This window comes from Pseudomonas sp. B21-015, from assembly GCF_024749285.1.
Taxonomy (GTDB): domain Bacteria; phylum Pseudomonadota; class Gammaproteobacteria; order Pseudomonadales; family Pseudomonadaceae; genus Aquipseudomonas.
This window is the reverse complement of record NZ_CP087196.1, coordinates 3,092,135-3,113,121: the sequence shown is the minus strand read 5'-3', so window position 1 is coordinate 3,113,121 and position 20,987 is coordinate 3,092,135. Positions and strand designations below refer to the sequence as shown.

The following is a 20,987-nucleotide window of genomic DNA, read 5'->3' as shown; positions in this document are numbered from 1 at the left end:
TTCGGGCATATGCAAATGCTTTTGTGGCGAGGGAGCTTGCTCCCGCTGGGTTGCGAAGCGACCCCAAAACCATTCAACCCAGATGCATCAGATAAACCGCATTCGCTGGTTTTACGACTGCTGCGCAGCCGAGCGGGAGCAAGCTCCCTCGCCACAGTGGATCGCTCAGTTCTGAGGATCGAGGTTATCCAGCACCCGGTTGACCGCCAACTCGCCGAGCATGACCACCTGCTGAATCCCCAGCATCATGTTGCGATGAGGCATATCCATCAACCCGGCGAACTCACTGAGCATCACGCTCGCTGACGCCAGGGATTCGCAGGCGTTGACCAGCAGGGTTTCGTTATCGACCTTCGCGCCGACATGGTAAATGGTGCTGGGTTTGCGCTTGGTGTCTTGGGGAGTTGGGGGTTTGAGGTAGTGGTCGAGGGCGCGGTCGGCGGCTTCGTGGAGTTTTTTGGAATCGAGGGATTCGTAGGGGGAAACGTCGTCTGTTTCCGGAGGATTTGGCGTTGGTTTGAACATAGATGAAACTCCTAAAGCACTTAAAAGGAGCCATCACTCTCGCTACCAAACGAAGGGTGGTGGCCAGACGCAGGTTGGTAGACCGGGCTCCAGGAAAACGGCGCGCCCGAAGGCGCCCTGCGCATGACCACCATAAAGACGAGACGAAAAATCTCGGCGAAAGGTCGTGCTTTGAAAATAGAGACCCGGGCTACCAAACCCGATCGCTGTTTTTCAGCGACAAGGAAACGATATAGCCCGGGCTCAAGGCGCACTAGCCGGCGGATTCTGGCGCAGTCGTAGGCAACGGCGCAAGAATGCGTAGCCTCTGAGAGCATCCATCGATGCCTTTTAAACATTGCTGTTTATTGCCACCTATCCAGCGTAGGAGCCGATAATTCAGATTGCTCCCGGCCACGGTTCTGGTATTTGATTAGGCCTTTCTGACCGGTAAAAGGATTTCCTCATGAGCTATCGCACGCTGGGTCATTCGGGTTTACAGGTGTCGACCCTCACATTGGGCACCATGATGTTCGGCGAACAGACCAGCACCGAAGACTCCCTGCGAATCATCGACAAGGCCTGGGACCAGGGCATCAACTTCATCGACACCGCGGACGTCTACACCAACGGCCGCTCCGAAGAGATCGTCGGTGAAGCGATCGCCAGCCGCCGCCACGAATGGGTACTCGCCACCAAGGTCGGCTACGGCCCGGTGGACGGCGTGCCGAACCGTAGCGGCCTGAGCCGCAAGCACCTGTTCAACGGCATCGACGCCAGCCTGACGCGGTTGGGCACCGATTATCTGGACATCTATTACCTGCACCGCGAAGACCACGACACGCCGCTGGACGTCACGGTGTCTGCCATCGGCGATTTGATCCGCCAGGGCAAGATCCGCTACTGGGGTTTGTCGAATTACCGTGGCTGGCGTATCGCCGAAGTCATCCGCATCGCCGACAAACTCGGTGTCGACAGGCCTGTCATCAGCCAGCCGCTGTACAACATCGTCAACCGTCAGGCGGAAACCGAGCAGCTCACCGCCGCGCAAAGCTATGGCCTGGGCGTGGTGCCTTACAGTCCGCTGGCGCGCGGTGTGCTCAGCGGCAAGTACGCGCCGGATGTGACACCGGACGCCAACAGCCGCGCCGGTCGCCAGGACAAACGCATTCTGGAAACCGAATGGCGGGTCGAGTCCTTGCGCATTGCCCAACAGATCCAGGAGTACACCCAGGGTCGTGGCGTGGGCATCGTCGAGTTCGCCATTGCCTGGGTGCTGAACAACAGCGCCGTCACCTCGGCCATCGTCGGCCCGCGCACCGAACAACAGTGGGACGCCTACACCAAGGCGCAGGCAGTGAAGATCACGGCTGAGGACGAGGCGTTTATTGATTCGTTGGTGACACCAGGGCATTCGTCGACGCCGGGGTTCAATGACGTCAGCCACTTTGTGTCAGGTCGTAAACCGCGTACGGCTTGAGATTAATCGCGGGCAAGCCCGCTCCCACAGGGTTTTGTGTGGCCCGCCAGATCTACAGTCAATCACGATCAACTGTGGGAGCGGGCTTGCCCGCGATGGCGGTTTTGCATCCACCATTTGCCTGTGCTTCTGCCACACTCGTTGGGTGTTGATCGTTCGGACAATATTCGCTTCGAAAACCACGTATCCTCCGCACCCGTTTCACGTTCAACCTCGCGAGGGCAGTTTGTCTAAAGGCATCGCTCTATCGGTCACAGCCTCGATGCTGTTTGCCGTCATGTATTACTACACTTCGCTGCTTTCACCCTTGAGCGGCGTGGAGATCTTCGGTTGGCGGATGCTGCTGACCGCGCCGTGCATGACTGTGTTCATGGTGGTGTCCGGCGAATGGAAGCGTGTGGTGGAGCTGCTTGGCCGGCTGATCAACACGCCGAAATTGATCATCGGCCTGATCGGCTCTGCAACGCTGCTGGGCCTGCAACTCTGGCTATTCATGTGGGCGCCGCTCAACGGCTATAGCCTTGATGTGTCGCTCGGGTATTTCCTGTTGCCGCTGTCCATGGTCCTGACCGGGCGAATCGCCTATGGCGAACGTCTTTCCTACCTGCAGACAATAGCCGTGTTCTTCGCCAGTCTCGGCGTGCTCAATGAGTTGTATCAGGTCGGCGGTTTTTCCTGGGCGACTTTGCTGGTGGTGGTCGGCTATCCGATCTATTTCATCCTGCGCAAGCACCTTGCAACAGACAACCTCGGCGGGCTCTGGCTGGACATGACCTTGATGCTGCCGGTGGCGCTCTGGTTCGTGCTGGGAGGTGAACAAGGCTTCGGCGTCTTCGACCAACATCCGTGGCTGTCGCTGCTGATTCCGCTGCTCGGCGTGATCAGCGCTTCAGCACTGGTGGTCTACATCATAGCCAGCCGGCTGCTGCCGTTCAGCCTGTTCGGGCTGTTGAGTTACGTCGAACCCGTGCTGTTGCTCGGCGTTGCGTTGCTGTTGGGGGAAAGCATCAAGGCCGGCGAATGGCTGACCTACATTCCGATCTGGCTGGCGGTGGTGGTGTTGGTGTTTGAAGGGTTCAAGCATTTGATGCGTCTTCGACGATAAGCCAAGCGATGACGCCTCCTGTGCGCGGGCTGCGTCAGCCCAAAAAAGCCCGGCCAGCATTGCTGCTGACCGGGCTTTTCTACAGCTGAACCAGCTTAGTCAGTGGAGAGCACACCCCGACGAACCTGGTCACGCTCGATGGATTCGAACAGTGCCTTGAAGTTACCCTCACCAAAGCCATCGTCGCCTTTACGCTGGATGAACTCAAAGAATACCGGCCCCATCAGGGTTTCCGAGAAAATCTGTAGCAGCAGACGCTTGTCGCCCGCCTCGGACGAGCCATCCAGCAAAATGCCCCGCGCTTGCAGTTGATCGACCGGCTCGCCGTGGTTCGGTAAACGGCCTTCGAGCATTTCGTAGTAGGTGTCTGGCGGCGGTGTCATGAAGCGCATGCCGATGCTTTTCAGGTGATCCCAGGTCTTGATCAGGTCGTCGCTGAGGAACGCCACGTGCTGGATGCCCTCGCCGTTGAATTGCATCAGGAACTCTTCGATCTGCCCGGCGCCCTTGGACGATTCTTCGTTCAGCGGGATACGGATCATGCCATCCGGCGCGGTCATGGCCTTGGAGGTCAGGCCGGTGTATTCGCCTTTGATATCGAAGTAGCGGATTTCACGGAAGTTGAACAGTTTCTCGTAGAAGTTGGCCCAGTAGGCCATGCGACCGCGATACACGTTGTGGGTCAGGTGATCGATGATCTTCAGACCGGCCCCGATCGGGTTGCGGTCCACGCCTTCGATGAACACGAAGTCGATGTCGTAGATCGAACTGCCTTCACCAAAACGGTCGATCAGGTACAGCGGCGCGCCGCCGATGCCTTTGATCGCCGGCAGATGCAGCTCCATCGGGCCGGTTTCGATGTGGATCGGCTGGGCGCCGAGTTCCAGGGCTCGCTTGTAGGCCTTTTGCGAATCCTTGACGCGGAACGCCATGCCGCACACCGACGGACCGTGCTCGGCCGCGAAGTACGAGGCCACGCTGTGGGGTTCGTTGTTGAGGATCAGGTTGATCGCGCCCTGGCGATACAGGTGCACGTCTTTGGAGCGGTGGGTCGCGACCTTGGTGAAGCCCATGATCTCGAAGATCGGCTCCAGGGTGTTCGGGGTCGGCGATGCGAATTCGATGAACTCAAAGCCCATCAGGCCCATTGGGTTTTCGTATAAATCTGCCATTTTGGCGCCTCATCATTTTTATCAATTAACGAATGTTAGTTGCTAGCAATGCTGAGACCGGCGGGTGGCGCGCAGGAGATGCCCCGTACGCTGCGGGCGAGGAAGTCACCGTAGATCAATTGAAACCCAAATATCTTCATTGTCGACCCAAGGCTTTTGCGGGCGAGGCTTCTGCTGCCAGAAGACGATTATTCTTATATGCGTAACTGGATTCTACACAGCGTAAATCAGTTTGTCCGCCTTCTTATAAAATCCCCCTTTTCGTGGCTTGCGCAAGCGGTTTGTTGCACAGAAAAATCCCTGCCAGGATCAGCCCGCCCCCCAGGTACATCGCCAGAGTCAGTTGCTCACCCAGCAACAATGCGCCGAGGAGAACGGCCGTCAGCGGGTTCAGGGCGATGAACACGCCCGAACGCGTCGCGCCGATTTTGCGGATACCGTCGTAATAACCAATGTAGGCCAACGCCGAACCCAGCACGCCCAGGTACATCAGGCTCAACCACTGTTGCGTGCCGAGTTCGGTGAGCGCCGCGATGCTCAGCTCACCCCGCACGGCACTGGTCACCCAGAGCATCAGCGTGCCCAGCAAAATCGAATACGTCACCGTCTGCACCGGCCCCAGCGTTTGGTTCAGCTCTTTGGAGAACAGCGAATAAATGCCCCAGCCGAGCACACAGCCGAAGATCAACAGATCGCCGATCCAGGCATCGGCGTTGCCGGCCAAGAGCTGCGGATTGCGGCTGACAATCACCAGGCTGGCACCGGCAATGCAGATCGCGATCCCGGCCACTTTCGCCCCGCTCAGTCGCTCCTTGAACAACAACCACGACGCCAGGCCGATCACTGCCGGGTTCAGCGCCACGATCAAGGACGCCCGTGACGCGTTGATGTAATGCAACCCATAAAAGAAGCACAGGTTGTAGAAAAAGATCCCGAAAAAACCCAGCAGCGCCAATTGCAGCCATTGCCGAGGGCTGGGCCGCACCAAAGGCACCCGCGCCAACAGCACAAATAGCAGCAACGCCATGCTCGCCAGCAAGAACCGCAGGCTCGCCGCCAACAACGGACTGAGGCTGTCGGCCAGAAACCGCCCGGCGACGAACGTCCCGCCCCAGATCATGGTGACCGCCGCCAGTTTTAGATAAACCGATACATCCGAAGGACTCGAAAGGGTCTGTTCACACGTAGTCATAAGTCTCCACCACCAGAAACTGGGCACATGGCGTATCATTTGACTAATGATTGATCATCGTAAAATGAGTAAATACTCATGACCCTGACTCAGCTGGAGATTTTCTCGCTGGTGGCCGAACTGCGCGGCTTCACGGCGGCGGCCCATCGTTTGGGAATCTCTCAATCCGCGGTCTCCCACGCGCTCAAGTCGCTGGAACAGGAGTTGGGCGTCGAACTGCTGCGTCGGCATCAGTCCCAGGTCGAGCTGAGTGACATCGGCCAGCAGCTATTGTTGCGCGCCCGGGCGATGCTCGGGCTGGCCAACACCTTGCGCCAGGAAGCGGCCGATGCCCGTGGAATGAAGCGCGGCACCCTGCGCATCGGCTCGTTCGGCCCCACCTCATCGATCAAACTGCTGCCGAGAATCTTGCAGCATTACCGCGCCGCCCACCCTGGCATCGAGGTTCACATCGACGAAGGTCCGGACCGCCAGGTGATCCAGTGGCTGGAAGAGCGGCGTATCGACATCGGCTTTGTGGTGTTGCCCCAAGAGCGTTTCGACACCGTTGCACTGATCGAGGACCAGATGGTCGCGTTGCTGCCTGCCGGTCATGTGCTGGCCGGTCGCGACAGCTTGAGCCTGAGCGACTTGTGCCACGACCCTTTCGTATTGACCGAAGCCGGGTCTTCGGAACTGGTGTCGCGGTTATTCAATGCGGCGCGGTTGACGCCGAACATTCGCTATCGTTGCTCGCAGTTGCTCAGCACGCTGGACACCGTAGGCCGTGGCGATGCCCTGACCGTCGTCGCCGAAGGGTCATTGCCTGACGACAACGACAGTCGCTACGTGAAAAAACCGCTGTCACCACCGATCAGTCGCCAGGTTGGCCTGGCGGTCCTCGATCAGCGTCAGTCATCACCTGCAACGCTGGCCTTTATCAAACTGGCTTCGAGCCTGAATGATCGCTGAGCGGCATAAGCGGCAACGGAGTGAACTTCCTGCAAGGTTATCTGTTCGGTCGGCCGATGCCCGGCGCAGAATTGATTAGTGCATTAAGTGATCATTAACTAACCACTTTAAGCGCCGAGATCATGATGATGAGCACCAAATTGAATCAAAAGACTACTCTTGTTACATGAAGAAAAGTCAGGATTTACTCTTGGTCGATTAACTACTACAATTTTTCATACCTGTGCAAAATAGGCAGGTGAGCCATTATCACCGAGTCGCTTCAAGGCTCTTGGCTTATAGCTTTGTTTGCGGTTGGTATCAGCCAAACACACTATTGGAGTAAAGATATTGTCCAGACTCGCTGAATTCCGTGCAGCTGAAAAGGCCCTTCAAGAACAGCTCAAGCAGTTGGAATCGCTGAAGAACGATGCCGGGCTCAAGAAAGAAATCGAATTCGAAGAAAAGCTCCAGGGGCTGATGAAAACCTACGGCAAGAGCCTGCGTGACATCATCGCCATCCTCGATCCGAACCCGGCAAAATCCGGCCTGCAGCAGGCAGCAGCACCTAAAACCCGCCGCGCTCGTGTGGTCAAGGTTTATCAGAACCCGCACACCGGTGAACTGATTGAAACCAAGGGCGGCAACCACCGTGGCCTGAAAGCCTGGAAGGAACAATACGGTGCAGCCACCGTTGATTCCTGGCTGCGTGCTTAAGCACTCACGGCAATAACAAAGCCCTGCCAATGCAGGGCTTTTTCATGGGTGGTGTCTAAATGCAACGATAGTCGTCGATCAACTCGTTACATGCCGACCAACTTTTTGCTTAATCCCTTTGGCTATCTAAAAAATGCCGAGCGTGCTGAAATCTGCGGATACGTAAACCTCAAACTAAAGTTTCAAGCTGTTTCGAGCAGCCTCTATGTCGTCCTGACTTGCTTTATAAACCTCAGCCTGCCCCGCGTAGGAAAGAACATAGGCCTTATCGGCGTCCACCGCAGCGACCAATGTTTGAGACAGCACATGTCGACCGTTCTGCGTAATCGTGCAGGTAGTTTCCAGCGCCGATAGCCGGCTCAAGGTAGTCGGGTGAATTTGGGTGCAAACGCTCTGATATCCCCCCTGGAAAAAATCCTTCTGCACCGACTTGCGCATTTCCAGCAACACACCCTCCAGATTCACCTGGTGACCGCTTTCCACTTGAGTCATGGTCAACTCCATCACCATTACCGGTGTACCGTCCTGACCATTTTTTACCGCGCGCTGCCGGGAAACCTGTGGCTTGGCCTCGTCTTGCGGAACGGCCTCGACGGTCCATCCGTTGGGCCAGGTCACGACCGGTGCCTCCGCATGAGCGGCGGTAACACCTGAAAGCAAACACATCAGGACGAACATCGATTGACAGAATCGGATCATTGCAATGAACACTCACGAATTGAGGCGCAAAGTCTGAGCCTCGCCCGGCTGTCAGGCAAGCGTGCGGTTTTGGTTTGGCGATGCCAGAGCCCTTGCGTATCATTGCGTAGCCCCACTTATTTTCCGGAGGGCCCATGAGCCTGCACGAACTCAATACCTTTCCCGGCGTGACCGCCCAACCCGATACCGCCACCCAGAAGTTCGTCTTCAACCACACCATGCTGCGGGTCAAGGACATCACCCAATCCCTGGATTTCTACACTCGCGTCCTGGGTTTTTCGCTGGTGGAAAAACGCGATTTCCCGGAAGCCGAGTTCAGCCTGTACTTCCTGGCGCTGGTCGATAAAAACCAGATCCCGGCCGATGCCGCAGTTCGCACCGAGTGGATGTCATCGATCCCCGGCATTCTCGAACTGACCCACAATCACGGCACCGAGAACGACGCGGATTTCACCTACCACAATGGCAATACCGACCCGCGCGGTTTCGGTCATATCTGCATTTCGGTGCCGGATATTCGCGCCGCGTGCGAACGCTTCGAGGCGCTGGGCTGCGACTTCCAGAAACGCCTGAACGACGGCCGCATGAAGAGCCTGGCCTTTATCAAGGACCCGGATGGTTACTGGGTCGAGATCATTCAGCCGGCCCCGCTGTAAGCCCCACCCAATATCCAATGTGCAAGACATAAAAAACCCCATGATCGCTCATGGGGTTTTGTGTTCTCAGCGTCGGATCATGCCGGTGCCGAAGTGCGGATCAAGTGATCGAATGCGCTCAGGGAGGCCTTGGCGCCCTCGCCCACCGCAATCACGATCTGCTTGTACGGCACGGTGGTCACGTCACCCGCCGCGAACACGCCGGGCATCGACGTTTCACCACGGGCATCGACGATGATCTCGCCGCGCGGCGACAGCTCGATAGTGCCTTTGAGCCAATCGGTGTTAGGCAACAGGCCGATCTGCACGAAGATCCCTTCCAGCTCGACCGTGCGCAACTCGTCCGACTGACGATCCTTGTAACGCAGGCCGTTGACCTTCTGGCCGTCGCCGGTCACTTCAGTGGTTTGCGCACTGGTGATCACCGTAACGTTCGGCAGGCTGTGCAACTTGCGCTGCAACACCGCGTCGGCGCGCAGTTGTACGTCGAACTCCAACAGGGTCACGTGGGACACGATCCCGGCCAGGTCGATGGCCGCTTCGACGCCGGAGTTACCGCCACCAATCACCGCCACACGCTTGCCTTTGAACAGCGGACCGTCACAGTGCGGGCAGTACGCCACGCCCTTGTTGCGGTATTGCTGCTCACCCGGAACGTTCATTTCACGCCACCGGGCGCCAGTCGCGAGGATCACGGTCTTGGCTTTCAAGGAAGCGCCGCTGGCGAAATGGATTTCGTGCAGTTCGCCATTTTTGCCCGGCACCAGCTTGTCGGCGCGTTGCAGGTTCATGATGTCCACGTCGTACTGCTTGACGTGCTCTTCCAGCGCCACGGCCAGTTTCGGCCCTTCGGTTTCCTGCACGGAGATGAAGTTCTCGATGGCCATGGTGTCGAGCACCTGACCACCAAAACGTTCCGCCGCCACACCGGTGCGAATGCCTTTACGAGCAGCGTAGATCGCCGCCGAAGCACCGGCCGGGCCACCGCCGACGACCAGCACGTCAAAGGCTTCCTTGGCGCTGATTTTCTCGGCCTGACGCTCGATGCCGCTGGTGTCGATCTTGGCGAGGATTTCTTCCAGGCCCATGCGGCCCTGACCGAAGTTCACACCGTTCAGGTAAACGCTTGGCACGGCCATGATCTGACGTTCGTCGACTTCAGCCTGGAACAGCGCGCCGTCGATGGCGACGTGACGGATGTTCGGATTCAGCACGGCCATCAGGTTCAACGCCTGGACCACGTCCGGGCAGTTCTGGCAGGACAGCGAGAAATAAGTCTCGAAGTTGAACTCACCTTTGAGCGAGCGGATCTGTTCGATCACTTCGATACTGGCCTTCGATGGATGGCCGCCGACTTGCAGCAGGGCCAGCACCAAGGACGTGAATTCGTGACCCATCGGGATGCCGGCGAAACGCAGGCTGATATCGGCACCCGGGCGGTTGATCGAGAACGATGGTTTACGCGCATCGTCGCCGTTGTCGAGCAAAGTAATCTGGGTGGAAAGACTGGCAACGTCTTTGAGTAACGCGAGCATTTCCTGGGATTTCGCACCGTCGTCGAGGGATGCGACGATCTCGATCGGCTGGGTGACCCGTTCCAGGTACGATTTCAACTGGGCTTTAAGATTGGCGTCCAACATACGGGCGATTTCCTATTCTTTTGATCAGACATAAAAAAACGCCCGAGCGAATCTCGCCCGGGCGTTTTTGAGGGCGGTGCAGCTTACTTAAGAGGTGCGGAGTTCCGCCCTGGTGAAGCGCGTCACAGACTTAGATCTTGCCGACCAGGTCCAGGGACGGAGCCAGAGTGGCCTCGCCTTCTTTCCACTTGGCTGGGCAAACCTGGCCTGGGTGAGCAGCAACGTACTGGGCAGCCTTGATTTTGCGCAGCAGCTCGGAAGCGTCGCGGCCTACACCGCCGTCGTTGAGTTCAACGATTTTGATCTGGCCTTCCGGGTTGATCACGAAGGTGCCACGGTCAGCCAGACCAGCTTCTTCGATCAGCACGTCGAAGTTGCGGGAGATGACATGAGTCGGGTCGCCGATCATGGTGTACTGGATTTTGCCGATGGCTGGCGAAGTGTTGTGCCAGGCAGCGTGGGCAAAGTGGGTATCGGTGGAAACGCTGTAGATTTCGACGCCCAGTTTTTGGAACTCGGCGTAGTTGTCAGCCAGGTCTTCCAGTTCGGTCGGGCAAACGAAGGTGAAGTCAGCCGGGTAGAAGAAAACGACAGACCACTTGCCTTTCAGGTCAGCGTCCGACACTTGTACGAAGTCGCCATTTTTGTAGGCGGTAGCTTTGAACGGTTTAACTTGGCTGTTGATGATAGGCATCGTTGACTCTCCGTCAGGGGTTAAGAAGTTGATGGAGTGAACTTTACCTACTCGACGGACGGATGGCTCATTGGCAAACATGATGCTACTGATTGGTTTTCACTATTAGCAGAGCGTATTAATAGAAGAAAATGTGATCTACGGCATCAACGGCTTTTCAGCGATGCGGGTCATCCCGAGAAACGGGCTGGCTTCAACATAGCGCATGGCGGACTTCATATCCTTCCAGCCCACGTAACTCATCAACGACTTCAAATCCCAACCGCTCTGATGGGCCCAAGTGGCAAAGCCACGACGCAAGGAGTGACTGGTGTAGTGTTCGGCCGCAATGCCGGCGCGCTCCAGTGCCTGACGCAACAACGGGATCACGCTATTGGCGTGCAAGCCCTCCTCGCTCAAATGGCCCCAGCGGTCGATAGCCCGGAACACGGGCCCGCGGACCAACGCTGCTTCAGTAGTCCATTGGATATAGGCCTGCACCGGACACAAGCGCTGCAAGGCCGGCGTCTGGTATGTCTGGCCGAGGTTCTCGCGGTCGCTCTTGCTGCGTGGCAGGTAGAGGGTGATGCCCGAACCGGTGCTGGCCTGCACATGTTCAATCTGCACACGGCACAACTCATCGCTACGGAAACCGCGCCAAAAGCCCAGCAAGATCAGCGCCGTGTCGCGCCTGGCCCTCAATAAACCCGGTTGATCGCCCTGTGCCTTGGCGGTTTGCGCTTCCTGCTCCAGCCAGGCAACCACTTGCTCCAGATGCTGAAGCTGCAACGGCTCGGCCTGTTTTTCCTGGGCCGGGTGCAGTGCGCGAATACCCTTGAACACTTTGCGCACCACAGGCGCCTTGGTGGGGTCGGCAAATCCCTGGCTGTTGTGCCACTGCGCCAGCGCGGACAAGCGCAACTTCAAGGTATTGATCGACAGCACGCCCGCGTGAGCCACGAGATAGCGTGCCACGCTATCGCCGGTCGCCGGCAGGAACCCGCCCCAACTGACTTCGAAGTGTTCGATGGCCGCGCGATAGCTGCGACGGGTGTTGTCGCGAGTGGCGGCTTGCAGGTAGCGATCCAGCTCGGTCATGGCCTCAGTTCTCGAAAACGTACCGCGTGAGTGTTTGAAAACCCGCTGTCAGGTTTATCACGCGGGGTAATACCAGTATATCCCGCATGATGGATCACGATATTTTAAGTTTATTCGTGCCGTGGTACATTGCGCATATTAGTGGTACGTACCACAGTATCAAATCGTAGGAGAACACATGGCACGTGGCGGCGTAAACAAGGCACTGGTGCAGGCGGCACGCTCGGCGATCCTTGCCCGGGGCGAACACCCGAGCATCGACGCGGTACGAATCGAGATGGGCAATACCGGCTCAAAAACCACGATCCATCGTTATATGAAGGAGCTCGATGACGGTGCCGAACCCGCGCAAGCACCTTCCGAGCCTATCGACGATGAGCTGACAAGCCTGGTGTCGCGGCTGGCGCAACGCCTGAAAGAGCAGGCGCAAGAGCCCATCGACCAGGCGCGCGCACAGTTCGAGCAACAACGAAAAGAACTGGAAACCCAGCTGCACGAGGCTCGCGAGACCAACACCCAATTGCAGCAGCAATACGAAATTCAAAGCCTGGCGCTGACCCAGGAATCGACGGAGCTGCAAGACACCCGCTCCATGCTGCAAACCGAGCAAACCCGCAACGCCGGCCTGAACCAGGCGTTGGCGGATTTCGAATTACGCTTGCAGGACAAGGACGAGCAGATCCGCTCGCTGGAAGAAAAGCATCTGCACGCCCGCGAAGCGCTGGAACACTATCGCAACGCCGTCAAAGATCAGCGCGAGCAGGAGCAGCGCCGCCACGAAGGTCAGGTACAGCAGATTCAGATGGAGTTGCGCCAGACGCAGCAAAGCGCACTGGTTCGCCAGGATGAAATCACCCAGCTGCATCGCGATAACGAGCGCTTACTGACGGAAAACCGCGGAACGCTGCGGGAGTTGAGCCTGTCGCAAGAGCAACTCAAGCACACCAACAGCCGACAGGATCAGCTGCTGGAACAGGTCAACCGTATCGACAGTGAACGCACCCTCCTCCAGGAACGCTTGCGCATTGCCTTGCTGGAGAGCCAGTCACTCAAGCAGAACATCGACGAACAGTCACACATCAACAAAGCGCTGGAAGTTGAACTGATCAAGTTGCAGGCGAGCCTGGATGAAAGCGTGCGCCTGGCCGCTGTCGTTGCGACAGGGCCAGACACATCAACGCCGCAAAAAGGCGATTAACCCCCGACTGGCGTGCGCATGGTGACGAACTCTTCAGCGGCCGTCGGATGCACGCCGATGGTTTCGTCGAAGTCGCGCTTGGTCGCGCCCGCCTTCAGGGCAATCGCCAGCCCCTGAACGATCTCACCGGCATCCGGGCCGACCATGTGGCAACCCAAGACCTTGTCGGTCTTGGCGTCCACCACCAGCTTCATCAGGGTACGTTCCTGGCACTCGGTCAGGGTCAGCTTCATCGGCCGGAATCGGCTTTCGAAGATCACCACATCGTGTCCGGCTTCTCGCGCCTCCTCTTCAGTCAGGCCGACCGTGCCGATGTTCGGCAAGCTGAACACGGCGGTCGGGATCATCTTGTAATCCACCAGGCGATATTGCTCGGGCTTGAACAAGCGCCGGGCTACAGCCATGCCCTCCGCTAGCGCGACCGGCGTCAGCTGCACTCGACCGATCACATCGCCTAGGGCCAGGATCGATGGCTCTGCGGTTTGATACTGCTCATCGACCTCGACAAAACCTTTCTTGTCGAGTTTGACGCCGGTGTTTTCCAACCCCAGGTTGTCGAGCATCGGACGCCGACCGGTGGCGTAGAACACGCAATCTGCTTCCAGCTCGCGACCATCCTTGAGGGTGGCCTTCAGGCTGCCATCGGCTTGTTTGTCGATGCGCTCGATATCAGCATTGAATCGCAGGTCCATGCCGCGCTTGGTCAACTCTTCCTGCAAATGTTTGCGCACCGCACCGTCGAAGCCACGCAGGAACAGATCACCGCGATACAGCAGTGTGGTTTTGGCCCCCAGCCCGTGGAAAATCCCGGCAAACTCCACCGCAATGTAACCGCCACCGACCACCAGAACGCGCTTGGGCAGCTCTTTAAGGAAGAACGCCTGATTGGAACTGATCGCATGCTCGTGTCCCGGAATCTCCGGGATCTGCGGCCAGCCGCCGGTAGCAATCAGAATGTTTTTGGCGGTGTAGCGTTCGCCATCGATCTCGACGGTATGCGGATCGACGATTTTCGCGTGGCCTTCATGCAAGGTCACGCCGCTGTTAACCAGCAAATTGCGATAGATGCCGTTCAGGCGATTGATCTCGCGATCCTTGTTGGCGATCAGCGTCGCCCAGTCGAACTTCGCCTCACCCGGGGTCCAACCAAAACCTTGCGATTGCTCGAAGTCTTCGGCGAAGTGCGCGCCATAGACCAGCAATTTTTTCGGCACGCAGCCGACGTTTACACACGTACCGCCCAGGTAGCGGCTCTCGGCCACAGCGACTTTCGCGCCAAAACCGGCCGCAAACCGCGCAGCCCGAACACCGCCGGAACCGGCGCCAATCACATACAAGTCAAAATCGTAGGCCATTTATATCTCCTCGGCAGGTCACCAGCATACCTGCGGGTGTCCTTTGGGCAAGTATCGCAAACGATATGGGACCGGAAAATGAAAAAGCCACCCGAAGGTGGCTTTTCAGTACAAGCAGCTCAGGCGCTATCAGTAAGCCTTACCCGTCTTGTAGAAGTTCTCGAAGCAGAAGTTGGTTGCCTCGATGTAGCCTTCAGCGCCACCGCAGTCAAAACGCTTGCCTTTGAACTTGTAGGCAATCACGCAACCGTCTTTGGCTTGCTTCATCAGGGCGTCAGTAATCTGGATTTCGCCGCCTTTGCCTGGCTCGGTTTCTTCGATCAGCTTGAAGATATCCGGTGTCAGGATGTAACGGCCAATGATTGCCAGGTTCGACGGCGCATCTTCAGGGGCAGGCTTCTCAACCATGTTGCGTACGCGGTACAGGTCATCACCAATCAGGTCGCCGGCGATCACGCCGTACTTGTTGGTTTCTGATGGGTCAACTTCCTGAATCGCCACGATGGTGCAGCGGTACTGCTTGTACAGCTTGACCATCTGGGTCAGTACGCCGTCGCCTTCCAGGTTGACGCACAAGTCGTCCGCCAGCACCACGGCGAAGGGTTCGTCGCCGATCAGTGGACGACCGGTCAGGATCGCGTGGCCCAGGCCTTTCATTTCGGTCTGGCGAGTGTAGGAGAACGAGCACTCGTCGAGCAGTTTACGGATGCCGACCAGGTATTTTTCCTTGTCGGTGCCCTTGATCTGGTTTTCCAGCTCGTAGCTGATGTCGAAGTGGTCTTCCAGGGCGCGCTTGCCGCGACCGGTAACGATGGAGATTTCGGTCAACCCAGCGTCCAGTGCTTCTTCGACGCCGTACTGGATCAGTGGCTTGTTTACCACCGGCAGCATTTCTTTGGGCATGGCTTTAGTCGCTGGCAGGAAGCGAGTACCGTAACCGGCTGCTGGGAACAAGCATTTCTTGATCATATAAGTCCTTGAAAGGGCTGTGTGTACGAGTTTCGGCGCAGTCTAATCAGGCGGCGTGCACCTTACAATGCCCCGCACTGGCTAACCGATGCCATCATAGAGAAATATTCTGATGGATAGTTCCGCAGATAATCTGCATAACCTCTTATAGATAGCAGAGATCGGCAGATTTGCACGACCATCAGCCGAAACACAATCTGCCCCACCCTACGCCCTTCGGCACCCGTTGCGGGCATTTGGCGCTATCATTGCCCGATTGAACCAGCCAACGAGGCAGATAGATGTCGGTAGCAAAAAGTGTCAACGGGTTCCTGATCAATCAGGCGAAAGACGGCCAGTGGTGGGTAGACAGTGCAAGCGGCGAGAATATTGCCGGGCCTTTCCCGACCGAGGCGTTGGCGATTGAAGTAGCATCCGTATTGGAGCTCGAACACCCAGCCCCGAAGCGTCGTGGCAAGGACAAGTCTTGAGCTGAACCAGACATGACCGCAGCCCTGCCTTTGTGCAGGGCTTTTTTGTGATTGCCGCCAGCGAAGTGGCCATTAGCTATAATCTTTCGCGGCCGCCGCTGTCACAGCATTTAGCCCCCATCACTTGACGACGACCACGACATGAATAGATTTTTGCCACTGATTGCGGTACTGGCCCTGAGCGGCTGCGCCACGTCCGAAACGACTTACCTGAAAAATGGCGAACAAGGCCTGAGCATCGACTGTTCCGGGGAGGCCAACGACTGGGCAAGCTGCTACGAAAAAGCCGATGCCTCTTGCGCCGGCACCGGCTATCGGATTGTCGGTACCGACGGCACACCGTCGACCAGGGAAAGCGACAAGACCCTGGGCGTCGACGTCGGCAATTACAAAAACCGCAGCGTGGTGGTGGTCTGCAAGTAGGGTTCCCAATACCGATAAATCAAGAAACTTGAGCTACGCAAATCCTGTGGGAGCGTGGCTTGCCCGCGAAGAACGATGACGCGTAATACCTGAAAAACCGCGGTACATTCTTCGCGCTCGTTCCCACAGGTTCCGTATCTTGACTTACCGGCATTAGGGCTTCCCCCTGCCCTATATATGGATTTCAGCGAACTTGATCCCGAGCCCGCGCACGGTCTCGATCAATTCGTCGAGGCGGCTAAAGGACTCGACTTCATCGTTGTCATCCACCAGGAAATAACTGCGCCCGGCGCTTTTCTTGAAAAACACGATCCATTCTCCCGGATTCGCCGGGTTCTGAATCACATGGGTGGCAGAGATATGACCCTCTGCATGGCGCTCCCGCACCTGTTCTCGCTTCATGCTCGACTCCAGAAATGACAATGCCGTCAAAGCGCGACTTTGACGGCATCGATGCTGACCGGGGGTAGTTTATCAGCCGGATATGCACGCGGTGGCGGCATTGCGCACATCCCATGGGCGCAAGGGCACGTTGGAGATGCGTTCATGCAGCTTGATGCTGCTGCCGCCGGAGCGGTCTTCGATGTCAAACACCGCTGCCGGCCCCGAGGAAAACTTCTGCGGCACGATAACCCGCACGCCGTCCTTCTGCGGCTCGACTTGCAGGGCTCCACGGCTATCGGCCAGTTTCTCCTCCAGGCACTTCGCGTACTCATGGGGCTTCTTGCCTGAAATCACGCTCATGGTAGGCAGCGACTCATTGATGTCCGAGACCGTCGCACATCCACCCACTGCCAATGCCAACGGCACGACCAGAACACCCCACTTCATACAAAACCTCCGATAAAGACCCTCCGACAGCACAACTGCTGTTTTTCTCCGAGGCTCATTGCTTTTATCGCTCATAGAATTCCGAATAACTGTTTTTAATTGTCAAAGCGAACCCCGACAGCCAGATAATAACCTGTTCGGGCTGATAAACTGCGCCAATCGCCCATGCTATCGTTTTGATTTTGTAGAAAAAGCCCTTCTGGAGGCGCCTCATGAAATTTATCCACCAGCGCGAGCACCTCAACGAAGACGACATCGTCGTCATCCAGTGCTCCCAAATGTGCAACATCCGCTTGATGAACGACGCCAACTTCCGCAGCTTCAAGAACGGCGGTCGTCATACTTACCACGGCGGCGCCTTCGACACCTTCCCAGCCCGGATCACCGCGCCGAGCACCGGTTTCTGGAACATCACCATCGACACGGTCAACCGCCGGCCGATCAGCGTGACCCGCAAACCGACCCTGACGCACTCGATCAAGATCATCCGCCGCTCCAGCTCGAAACTGAGCTGAGCCCACACGAATACAGGCAGAAATGACCGTGGCCCAAACGACCAAGTACGTCATCAAATATAAACTCAACGGCGAGCGCCGCTTCGAATTTGCCCAGCTTGAAAACGGCACGGTAGAAGAAGCCAAGGCAGCACTGGACGTCATTCATGGCCAGACAGAAGACGTCATCAGTGAAATCAGCGTAAGCAAAGCGCTGTAACACCCTGTGGAGCGACAACATGGACGTCTGCTCCCAGCCTTGAAATTCGACCGCAAGCACCGGAGTGTCCACTCCCGCAGCGCTCACTAAGCTGGCCGCCTCGACCTTTTGGTCAAGGAGTCAGAGCCCTTGTTTACTTACCCGATTCACGACGATGCCCTCGACTGGGCCATGCTCGAGCAACAACTCGACCAGGATGGCTGCGCGATCATCAGGTCGCTTTTAAGCCATGAAACCTGCGATGAAATCAGCGCCCTGTACGACCGGCCCGAGACCTTTCGATCGAAAGTGGTGATGGCTCGCCACGGTTTTGGCCGTGGCGAGTACAAATACTTCAAATACCCGCTGCCGGGTCCGGTGGCCCGGTTGCGCCGTGCGCTCTACCCTCGACTGGTTCCAATCGCCAATCGCTGGTACGAATCCATGGACCTGCCGACCCGTTTTCCTGAGTCGCATGAAGCATTTCTGCAGCGCTGTCATGCCGCCGGTCAGGAACGCCCGACCCCCTTGTTGCTGCAATACGGCCCGCAGGACTACAACTGCTTGCATCAGGATCTGTACGGCGAACATGTCTTCCCGCTGCAAGTGGCGATTCTTCTGTCAGAACCAGGGGAAGATTTCACCGGCGGCGAGTTTGTGCTGACTGAACAACGTCCACGGATGCAGTCACGCCCGCAAGTCATCGGCCTGAAGAAAGGCGATGCGTTGATTTTTGCCGTGAACCTGCGCCCGGTAAAAGGCGTTCGCGGTTATTACCGAGTGACCATGCGTCACGGGGTGAGTCGCCTGCACAGTGGAAAACGGCATACCCTTGGAATCATCTTTCACGATGCGTTATGACCCCATGAGCCCAATCACCTTCGATCTGTTTGCCGACGCCGAACCCGAGCAGCAGCCCCGGCGTGAGCAGATCGGCGAACAATCCTGCGTTCTGAGAGGCTTTGCCCTGCCCTGGCTCGACCGGTTGCTGCCGGCACTGGAGGCGGTTCTGACAGCGGCGCCCTTTCGGCAGATGATCACGCCCGGCGGTTTTACCATGTCGGTGGCCTTGAGCAGTTGCGGCACCTGGGGCTGGACAACCGACCGCAGCGGCTACCAGTACACCCGCAACGATCCGCAGACCGGCGCGCCCTGGCCTGAAATGCCCGAGGTGTTTTTCGAACTGGCCCAAGCAGCGGCGCGAGAGGCGGGATTTATGGATTTCGTACCGGATTCCTGCCTGATCAATCGCTATGTTCCAGGTGCCAGGATGTCATTGCATCAGGACAAAAACGAAGGTTCCTACGCGGCCCCCATCGTGTCGGTGTCTTTGGGGTTGCCGGCGACGTTCCTGTTCGGTGGCTTCGAACGCAGCGCCAAAAGCCAGCGAGTGCCGCTGTTGCACGGCGATATCGTGGTCTGGGGTGGCGTGGACCGTTTACGCTATCACGGCGTATTGCCGATCAAGGATGGCCAACATCCGCGACTGGGCGAACAACGGATCAACTTCACCTTTCGTACCGCGGGATGAAGCTTTCGAATTCGACCGCAAGACCCGGAGTGCGGTGCCTGCACCCGCTGTTTAATCTGCATGAAACGGGTCAACGGACATGAAGCCATGACAACTCAATCGACAACAATCGCCACCGAAAACGATCCTCGCTGGGCCGCCGTGGTCGCACGCGATCCCCGCGCCGACGGGCAGTTTGTGTATGCGGTGAAAACCACCGGCATCTACTGCCGCCCCAGCAGCCTGGCACGCTTGCCGAAACCGCAGAACGTCGAGTTCTTCGAGACGGCCGAGCAAGCCCAGGCGGCGGGTTATCGCCCCAGCAAACGGGCCGCGAAGGATCAAAGCGATGTCGCCGCACAACACGCCGTGACCGTGGCCGCCGCGTGCCGTCACATCGAATCCGCCGAAACGTTGCCGGCGCTGAATGAATTGGCGGACGCGGCCGGCCTGAGCAGTTTCCACTTCCATCGCGTGTTCAAGGCCATCACCGGCCTGACACCCAAGGGCTATGCCACCGCCCAGCGTTCGCGCAAGGTTCGCGAACGCCTGGCAGACGGCGGCACGGTCACTGACGCGCTGTATGACGCCGGCTTCAACTCCAACAGCCGTTTCTATGAGGCGGCGGATCAATTGCTGGGCATGAAACCCGGCGACTACCGCGCGGCCGGGCAGAACAACGACATTCGTTTTGCCGTCGGCCAGTGTTCCCTCGGGGCGATTCTGGTGGCACAAAGTGAGCGCGGCGTCTGTGCGATCCTGCTGGGGGACGACCCGCATCAATTAGTCTGTGATCTGCAGGACAAGTTTCGACGCGCCAACCTGATTGGTGCCGATCATGAGTTCGAGCAGTTGATCGCCAAGGTCGTCGGTTTTATCGAAGCCCCGGCGCTCGGCCTGGATTTGCCGCTGGACGTACGCGGCACGGCGTTTCAGGAGCGGGTGTGGCAAGCCTTGCGGGAGATTCCCGCTGGCAGCACCGCCAGTTATGCCGATATCGCTCAGCGCATCGGCGCACCGAAAGCCGTACGCGCCGTGGCCCAGGCCTGTGGCGCGAACAGCCTGGCGGTGGCGATCCCTTGCCATCGCGTGGTGCGCAGCGACGGCAACCTGTCGGGCTATCGCTGGGGCGTGGAGCGCAAGCGTCAGTTACTGGAACGTGAAAACGCGGCTGAGCCCTGAATGCCGATGTAGACCGCCACGGACTCCGGGCCGGTGTAGACCTCGAAGTCCGTGGCGAACTTGCGGCGAACCTGCGGGTTATCCTCGAAGTAAGACCAGACCAGGCCCCATGTCTGAATGACGCTATCGGGCATCGGCCCTTTGGCGCTGAACACCAGGTAATCGCCGCCCTCAACCTGAACCAGCGCAAAGTCTTCGGAGGGCGCGGTGACCGCCGCACCCGCCGTCACATCGAACGGGCCCGAAGCATCGGACTCGTAGTTGGAATAGACGCCGTACATGAAGGAATCCGGCTGTTTGTGGGCGATCTTGTCGAAAATGTCCTCAACGAAAAATTGTTCCCACATCGGGCCGATACGCGCGGTATCGGGCTGCTGCTCGGCGGCATTGAGGGTTCGCACCTGCAAACCCGAGACGCTAAAGGGCAGCACTTCACGCAGTTTTACATCCATTGTCGATGTTTCCTTGTTTCTACAGTTTGTCTGTTTGA

Annotated in this window: 25 protein-coding genes; 13 read left to right on the top strand and 12 right to left on the bottom strand. The window is 57.8% G+C overall.

Annotated features, from left to right (window positions below):
• Positions 1-165: 165 nt before the first annotated feature.
• Positions 166-525, bottom strand: a complete 360-nt coding sequence (locus tag LOY38_RS13815) for a DUF6124 family protein (RefSeq protein WP_258700501.1) — start codon at positions 523-525, stop codon at positions 166-168.
• A gap of 445 nt (positions 526-970) precedes the next feature.
• Here LOY38_RS13815 and LOY38_RS13810 point away from each other — a divergent pair, with 445 nt between their 5' ends.
• Together LOY38_RS13810 and rarD are read left to right on the top strand one after the other, a co-directional pair.
• A complete protein-coding gene (locus LOY38_RS13810; protein WP_258700500.1) occupies positions 971-1,984 on the top strand; it encodes an aldo/keto reductase in 1,014 nt (337 codons plus the stop codon).
• Between the two features lie 226 nt (positions 1,985-2,210).
• Positions 2,211-3,089, top strand: a complete 879-nt coding sequence (gene rarD / locus LOY38_RS13805; protein ID WP_258700499.1) for an EamA family transporter RarD — start codon at positions 2,211-2,213, stop codon at positions 3,087-3,089.
• Positions 3,090-3,184: 95 nt separating this feature from the next.
• On the opposite strand, the gene hppD is transcribed toward rarD, so the two are convergent.
• A complete protein-coding gene (gene hppD / locus LOY38_RS13800) occupies positions 3,185-4,261 on the bottom strand; it encodes a 4-hydroxyphenylpyruvate dioxygenase (protein ID WP_258700498.1) in 1,077 nt (358 codons plus the stop codon).
• A 244-nt stretch (positions 4,262-4,505) separates the two neighbouring features.
• The gene (locus LOY38_RS13795) at positions 4,506-5,453 is read right to left on the bottom strand and encodes a DMT family transporter (RefSeq protein ID WP_258700497.1); all 948 of its coding nucleotides are present in this window, start codon (positions 5,451-5,453) and stop codon (positions 4,506-4,508) included.
• 78 nt (positions 5,454-5,531) lie between these two features.
• On the opposite strand from LOY38_RS13795, the gene LOY38_RS13790 reads away from it, so the two are divergent.
• Positions 5,532-6,404, top strand: a complete 873-nt coding sequence (locus LOY38_RS13790) for a LysR family transcriptional regulator (protein ID WP_258700496.1) — start codon at positions 5,532-5,534, stop codon at positions 6,402-6,404.
• 330 nt (positions 6,405-6,734) lie between these two features.
• The gene (locus LOY38_RS13785) at positions 6,735-7,100 is read left to right on the top strand and encodes a histone-like nucleoid-structuring protein, MvaT/MvaU family (protein ID WP_258700495.1); all 366 of its coding nucleotides are present in this window, start codon (positions 6,735-6,737) and stop codon (positions 7,098-7,100) included.
• A gap of 174 nt (positions 7,101-7,274) precedes the next feature.
• Here the strand turns inward: LOY38_RS13785 and LOY38_RS13780 are convergent, their stop codons facing one another.
• Positions 7,275-7,799, bottom strand: a complete 525-nt coding sequence (locus tag LOY38_RS13780; RefSeq protein ID WP_258700494.1) for a DUF4946 domain-containing protein — start codon at positions 7,797-7,799, stop codon at positions 7,275-7,277.
• Positions 7,800-7,933: 134 nt separating this feature from the next.
• Here LOY38_RS13780 and gloA point away from each other — a divergent pair, with 134 nt between their 5' ends.
• Positions 7,934-8,455 carry a lactoylglutathione lyase gene (gene gloA / locus LOY38_RS13775; protein ID WP_258700493.1) on the top strand — a complete coding sequence of 174 codons (522 nt, stop codon included), beginning with the start codon at positions 7,934-7,936 and terminating at the stop codon, positions 8,453-8,455.
• Between the two features lie 77 nt (positions 8,456-8,532).
• Here the strand turns inward: gloA and ahpF are convergent, their stop codons facing one another.
• The 3 genes from ahpF to LOY38_RS13760 all read right to left on the bottom strand — a co-directional run bounded on the left by ahpF (position 8,533) and on the right by LOY38_RS13760 (position 11,866).
• Entirely contained in the window at positions 8,533-10,095 is a 1,563-nt protein-coding gene (gene ahpF / locus LOY38_RS13770) for an alkyl hydroperoxide reductase subunit F (protein ID WP_258700492.1), read from the bottom strand.
• A gap of 130 nt (positions 10,096-10,225) precedes the next feature.
• On the bottom strand, positions 10,226-10,789 hold the full coding sequence (gene ahpC / locus LOY38_RS13765) for an alkyl hydroperoxide reductase subunit C (protein WP_095079203.1): 564 nt from the start codon (positions 10,787-10,789) through the stop codon (positions 10,226-10,228).
• Positions 10,790-10,927: 138 nt separating this feature from the next.
• On the bottom strand, positions 10,928-11,866 hold the full coding sequence (locus LOY38_RS13760; RefSeq protein WP_258700491.1) for a site-specific integrase: 939 nt from the start codon (positions 11,864-11,866) through the stop codon (positions 10,928-10,930).
• A gap of 178 nt (positions 11,867-12,044) precedes the next feature.
• On the opposite strand from LOY38_RS13760, the gene LOY38_RS13755 reads away from it, so the two are divergent.
• Positions 12,045-13,064 carry a DNA-binding protein gene (locus LOY38_RS13755; RefSeq protein WP_258700490.1) on the top strand — a complete coding sequence of 340 codons (1,020 nt, stop codon included), beginning with the start codon at positions 12,045-12,047 and terminating at the stop codon, positions 13,062-13,064.
• Here the strand turns inward: LOY38_RS13755 and gorA are convergent.
• Together gorA and galU are read right to left on the bottom strand one after the other, a co-directional pair.
• Positions 13,061-14,419 (bottom strand): glutathione-disulfide reductase, encoded by a 1,359-nt coding sequence (gorA, locus tag LOY38_RS13750; protein ID WP_258700489.1) that lies wholly within the window; start codon positions 14,417-14,419, stop codon positions 13,061-13,063. The two genes, LOY38_RS13755 and gorA, sit on opposite strands and share 4 nt — an antisense overlap.
• 129 nt (positions 14,420-14,548) lie before the next feature.
• On the bottom strand, positions 14,549-15,388 hold the full coding sequence (gene galU, locus LOY38_RS13745) for a UTP--glucose-1-phosphate uridylyltransferase GalU (protein ID WP_258700488.1): 840 nt from the start codon (positions 15,386-15,388) through the stop codon (positions 14,549-14,551).
• Positions 15,389-15,669: 281 nt separating this feature from the next.
• Here galU and LOY38_RS13740 point away from each other — a divergent pair, with 281 nt between their 5' ends.
• Complete coding sequence (locus tag LOY38_RS13740; protein ID WP_033055162.1) at positions 15,670-15,858, top strand: hypothetical protein; 189 nt, start codon at positions 15,670-15,672, stop codon at positions 15,856-15,858.
• A gap of 141 nt (positions 15,859-15,999) precedes the next feature.
• Entirely contained in the window at positions 16,000-16,281 is a 282-nt protein-coding gene (locus LOY38_RS13735) for a hypothetical protein (RefSeq protein WP_258700487.1), read from the top strand.
• Positions 16,282-16,452: 171 nt separating this feature from the next.
• On the opposite strand, the gene LOY38_RS13730 is transcribed toward LOY38_RS13735, so the two are convergent.
• Together LOY38_RS13730 and LOY38_RS13725 are read right to left on the bottom strand one after the other, a co-directional pair.
• Complete coding sequence (locus LOY38_RS13730; protein ID WP_258700486.1) at positions 16,453-16,683, bottom strand: hypothetical protein; 231 nt, start codon at positions 16,681-16,683, stop codon at positions 16,453-16,455.
• A 72-nt stretch (positions 16,684-16,755) separates the two neighbouring features.
• Complete coding sequence (locus LOY38_RS13725; protein WP_258700485.1) at positions 16,756-17,112, bottom strand: hypothetical protein; 357 nt, start codon at positions 17,110-17,112, stop codon at positions 16,756-16,758.
• Between the two features lie 212 nt (positions 17,113-17,324).
• On the opposite strand from LOY38_RS13725, the gene LOY38_RS13720 reads away from it, so the two are divergent.
• The 5 genes from LOY38_RS13720 to ada all read left to right on the top strand — a co-directional run bounded on the left by LOY38_RS13720 (position 17,325) and on the right by ada (position 20,497).
• Entirely contained in the window at positions 17,325-17,627 is a 303-nt protein-coding gene (locus LOY38_RS13720) for a DUF1883 domain-containing protein (protein WP_007900033.1), read from the top strand.
• Between the two features lie 22 nt (positions 17,628-17,649).
• Positions 17,650-17,826 (top strand): hypothetical protein, encoded by a 177-nt coding sequence (locus LOY38_RS13715; RefSeq protein ID WP_258700484.1) that lies wholly within the window; start codon positions 17,650-17,652, stop codon positions 17,824-17,826.
• Between the two features lie 171 nt (positions 17,827-17,997).
• Positions 17,998-18,666 carry a 2OG-Fe(II) oxygenase gene (locus LOY38_RS13710; RefSeq protein WP_258700722.1) on the top strand — a complete coding sequence of 223 codons (669 nt, stop codon included), beginning with the start codon at positions 17,998-18,000 and terminating at the stop codon, positions 18,664-18,666.
• On the top strand, positions 18,656-19,336 hold the full coding sequence (gene alkB, locus LOY38_RS13705) for a DNA oxidative demethylase AlkB (protein ID WP_258700483.1): 681 nt from the start codon (positions 18,656-18,658) through the stop codon (positions 19,334-19,336). The genes LOY38_RS13710 and alkB overlap by 11 nt, the downstream gene beginning before the upstream one ends.
• An 87-nt stretch (positions 19,337-19,423) precedes the next feature.
• Positions 19,424-20,497: a bifunctional DNA-binding transcriptional regulator/O6-methylguanine-DNA methyltransferase Ada gene (gene ada, locus LOY38_RS13700; protein ID WP_258700482.1), complete on the top strand. Its 1,074-nt coding sequence runs from the start codon at positions 19,424-19,426 to the stop codon at positions 20,495-20,497.
• On the opposite strand, the gene LOY38_RS13695 is transcribed toward ada, so the two are convergent.
• Positions 20,461-20,949, bottom strand: a complete 489-nt coding sequence (locus tag LOY38_RS13695) for a GyrI-like domain-containing protein (RefSeq protein ID WP_258700481.1) — start codon at positions 20,947-20,949, stop codon at positions 20,461-20,463. The genes ada and LOY38_RS13695 overlap by 37 nt on opposite strands.
• Positions 20,950-20,987 lie beyond the last annotated feature (38 nt).

Coding starts and splice junctions, on each gene's coding strand:
- LOY38_RS13795 (WP_258700497.1), bottom strand. CDS start 5,453: ATGACTACGTGTGAACAGACCCTTTCGAGTCCTTCGGATGTATCGGTT.
- LOY38_RS13730 (WP_258700486.1), bottom strand. CDS start 16,683: ATGAAGCGAGAACAGGTGCGGGAGCGCCATGCAGAGGGTCATATCTCT.
- LOY38_RS13695 (WP_258700481.1), bottom strand. CDS start 20,949: ATGGATGTAAAACTGCGTGAAGTGCTGCCCTTTAGCGTCTCGGGTTTG.
- LOY38_RS13735 (WP_258700487.1), top strand. CDS start 16,000: ATGAATAGATTTTTGCCACTGATTGCGGTACTGGCCCTGAGCGGCTGC.
- ahpF (WP_258700492.1), bottom strand. CDS start 10,095: ATGTTGGACGCCAATCTTAAAGCCCAGTTGAAATCGTACCTGGAACGG.
- LOY38_RS13715 (WP_258700484.1), top strand. CDS start 17,650: ATGACCGTGGCCCAAACGACCAAGTACGTCATCAAATATAAACTCAAC.
- LOY38_RS13815 (WP_258700501.1), bottom strand. CDS start 525: ATGTTCAAACCAACGCCAAATCCTCCGGAAACAGACGACGTTTCCCCC.
- LOY38_RS13810 (WP_258700500.1), top strand. CDS start 971: ATGAGCTATCGCACGCTGGGTCATTCGGGTTTACAGGTGTCGACCCTC.
- gloA (WP_258700493.1), top strand. CDS start 7,934: ATGAGCCTGCACGAACTCAATACCTTTCCCGGCGTGACCGCCCAACCC.
- LOY38_RS13790 (WP_258700496.1), top strand. CDS start 5,532: ATGACCCTGACTCAGCTGGAGATTTTCTCGCTGGTGGCCGAACTGCGC.
- ahpC (WP_095079203.1), bottom strand. CDS start 10,789: ATGCCTATCATCAACAGCCAAGTTAAACCGTTCAAAGCTACCGCCTAC.
- galU (WP_258700488.1), bottom strand. CDS start 15,388: ATGATCAAGAAATGCTTGTTCCCAGCAGCCGGTTACGGTACTCGCTTC.
- LOY38_RS13720 (WP_007900033.1), top strand. CDS start 17,325: ATGAAATTTATCCACCAGCGCGAGCACCTCAACGAAGACGACATCGTC.
- LOY38_RS13725 (WP_258700485.1), bottom strand. CDS start 17,112: ATGAAGTGGGGTGTTCTGGTCGTGCCGTTGGCATTGGCAGTGGGTGGA.
- hppD (WP_258700498.1), bottom strand. CDS start 4,261: ATGGCAGATTTATACGAAAACCCAATGGGCCTGATGGGCTTTGAGTTC.
- LOY38_RS13710 (WP_258700722.1), top strand. CDS start 17,998: ATGCTCGAGCAACAACTCGACCAGGATGGCTGCGCGATCATCAGGTCG.
- alkB (WP_258700483.1), top strand. CDS start 18,656: ATGCGTTATGACCCCATGAGCCCAATCACCTTCGATCTGTTTGCCGAC.
- LOY38_RS13740 (WP_033055162.1), top strand. CDS start 15,670: ATGTCGGTAGCAAAAAGTGTCAACGGGTTCCTGATCAATCAGGCGAAA.
- LOY38_RS13760 (WP_258700491.1), bottom strand. CDS start 11,866: ATGACCGAGCTGGATCGCTACCTGCAAGCCGCCACTCGCGACAACACC.
- ada (WP_258700482.1), top strand. CDS start 19,424: ATGACAACTCAATCGACAACAATCGCCACCGAAAACGATCCTCGCTGG.
- LOY38_RS13755 (WP_258700490.1), top strand. CDS start 12,045: ATGGCACGTGGCGGCGTAAACAAGGCACTGGTGCAGGCGGCACGCTCG.
- gorA (WP_258700489.1), bottom strand. CDS start 14,419: ATGGCCTACGATTTTGACTTGTATGTGATTGGCGCCGGTTCCGGCGGT.
- LOY38_RS13780 (WP_258700494.1), bottom strand. CDS start 7,799: ATGATCCGATTCTGTCAATCGATGTTCGTCCTGATGTGTTTGCTTTCA.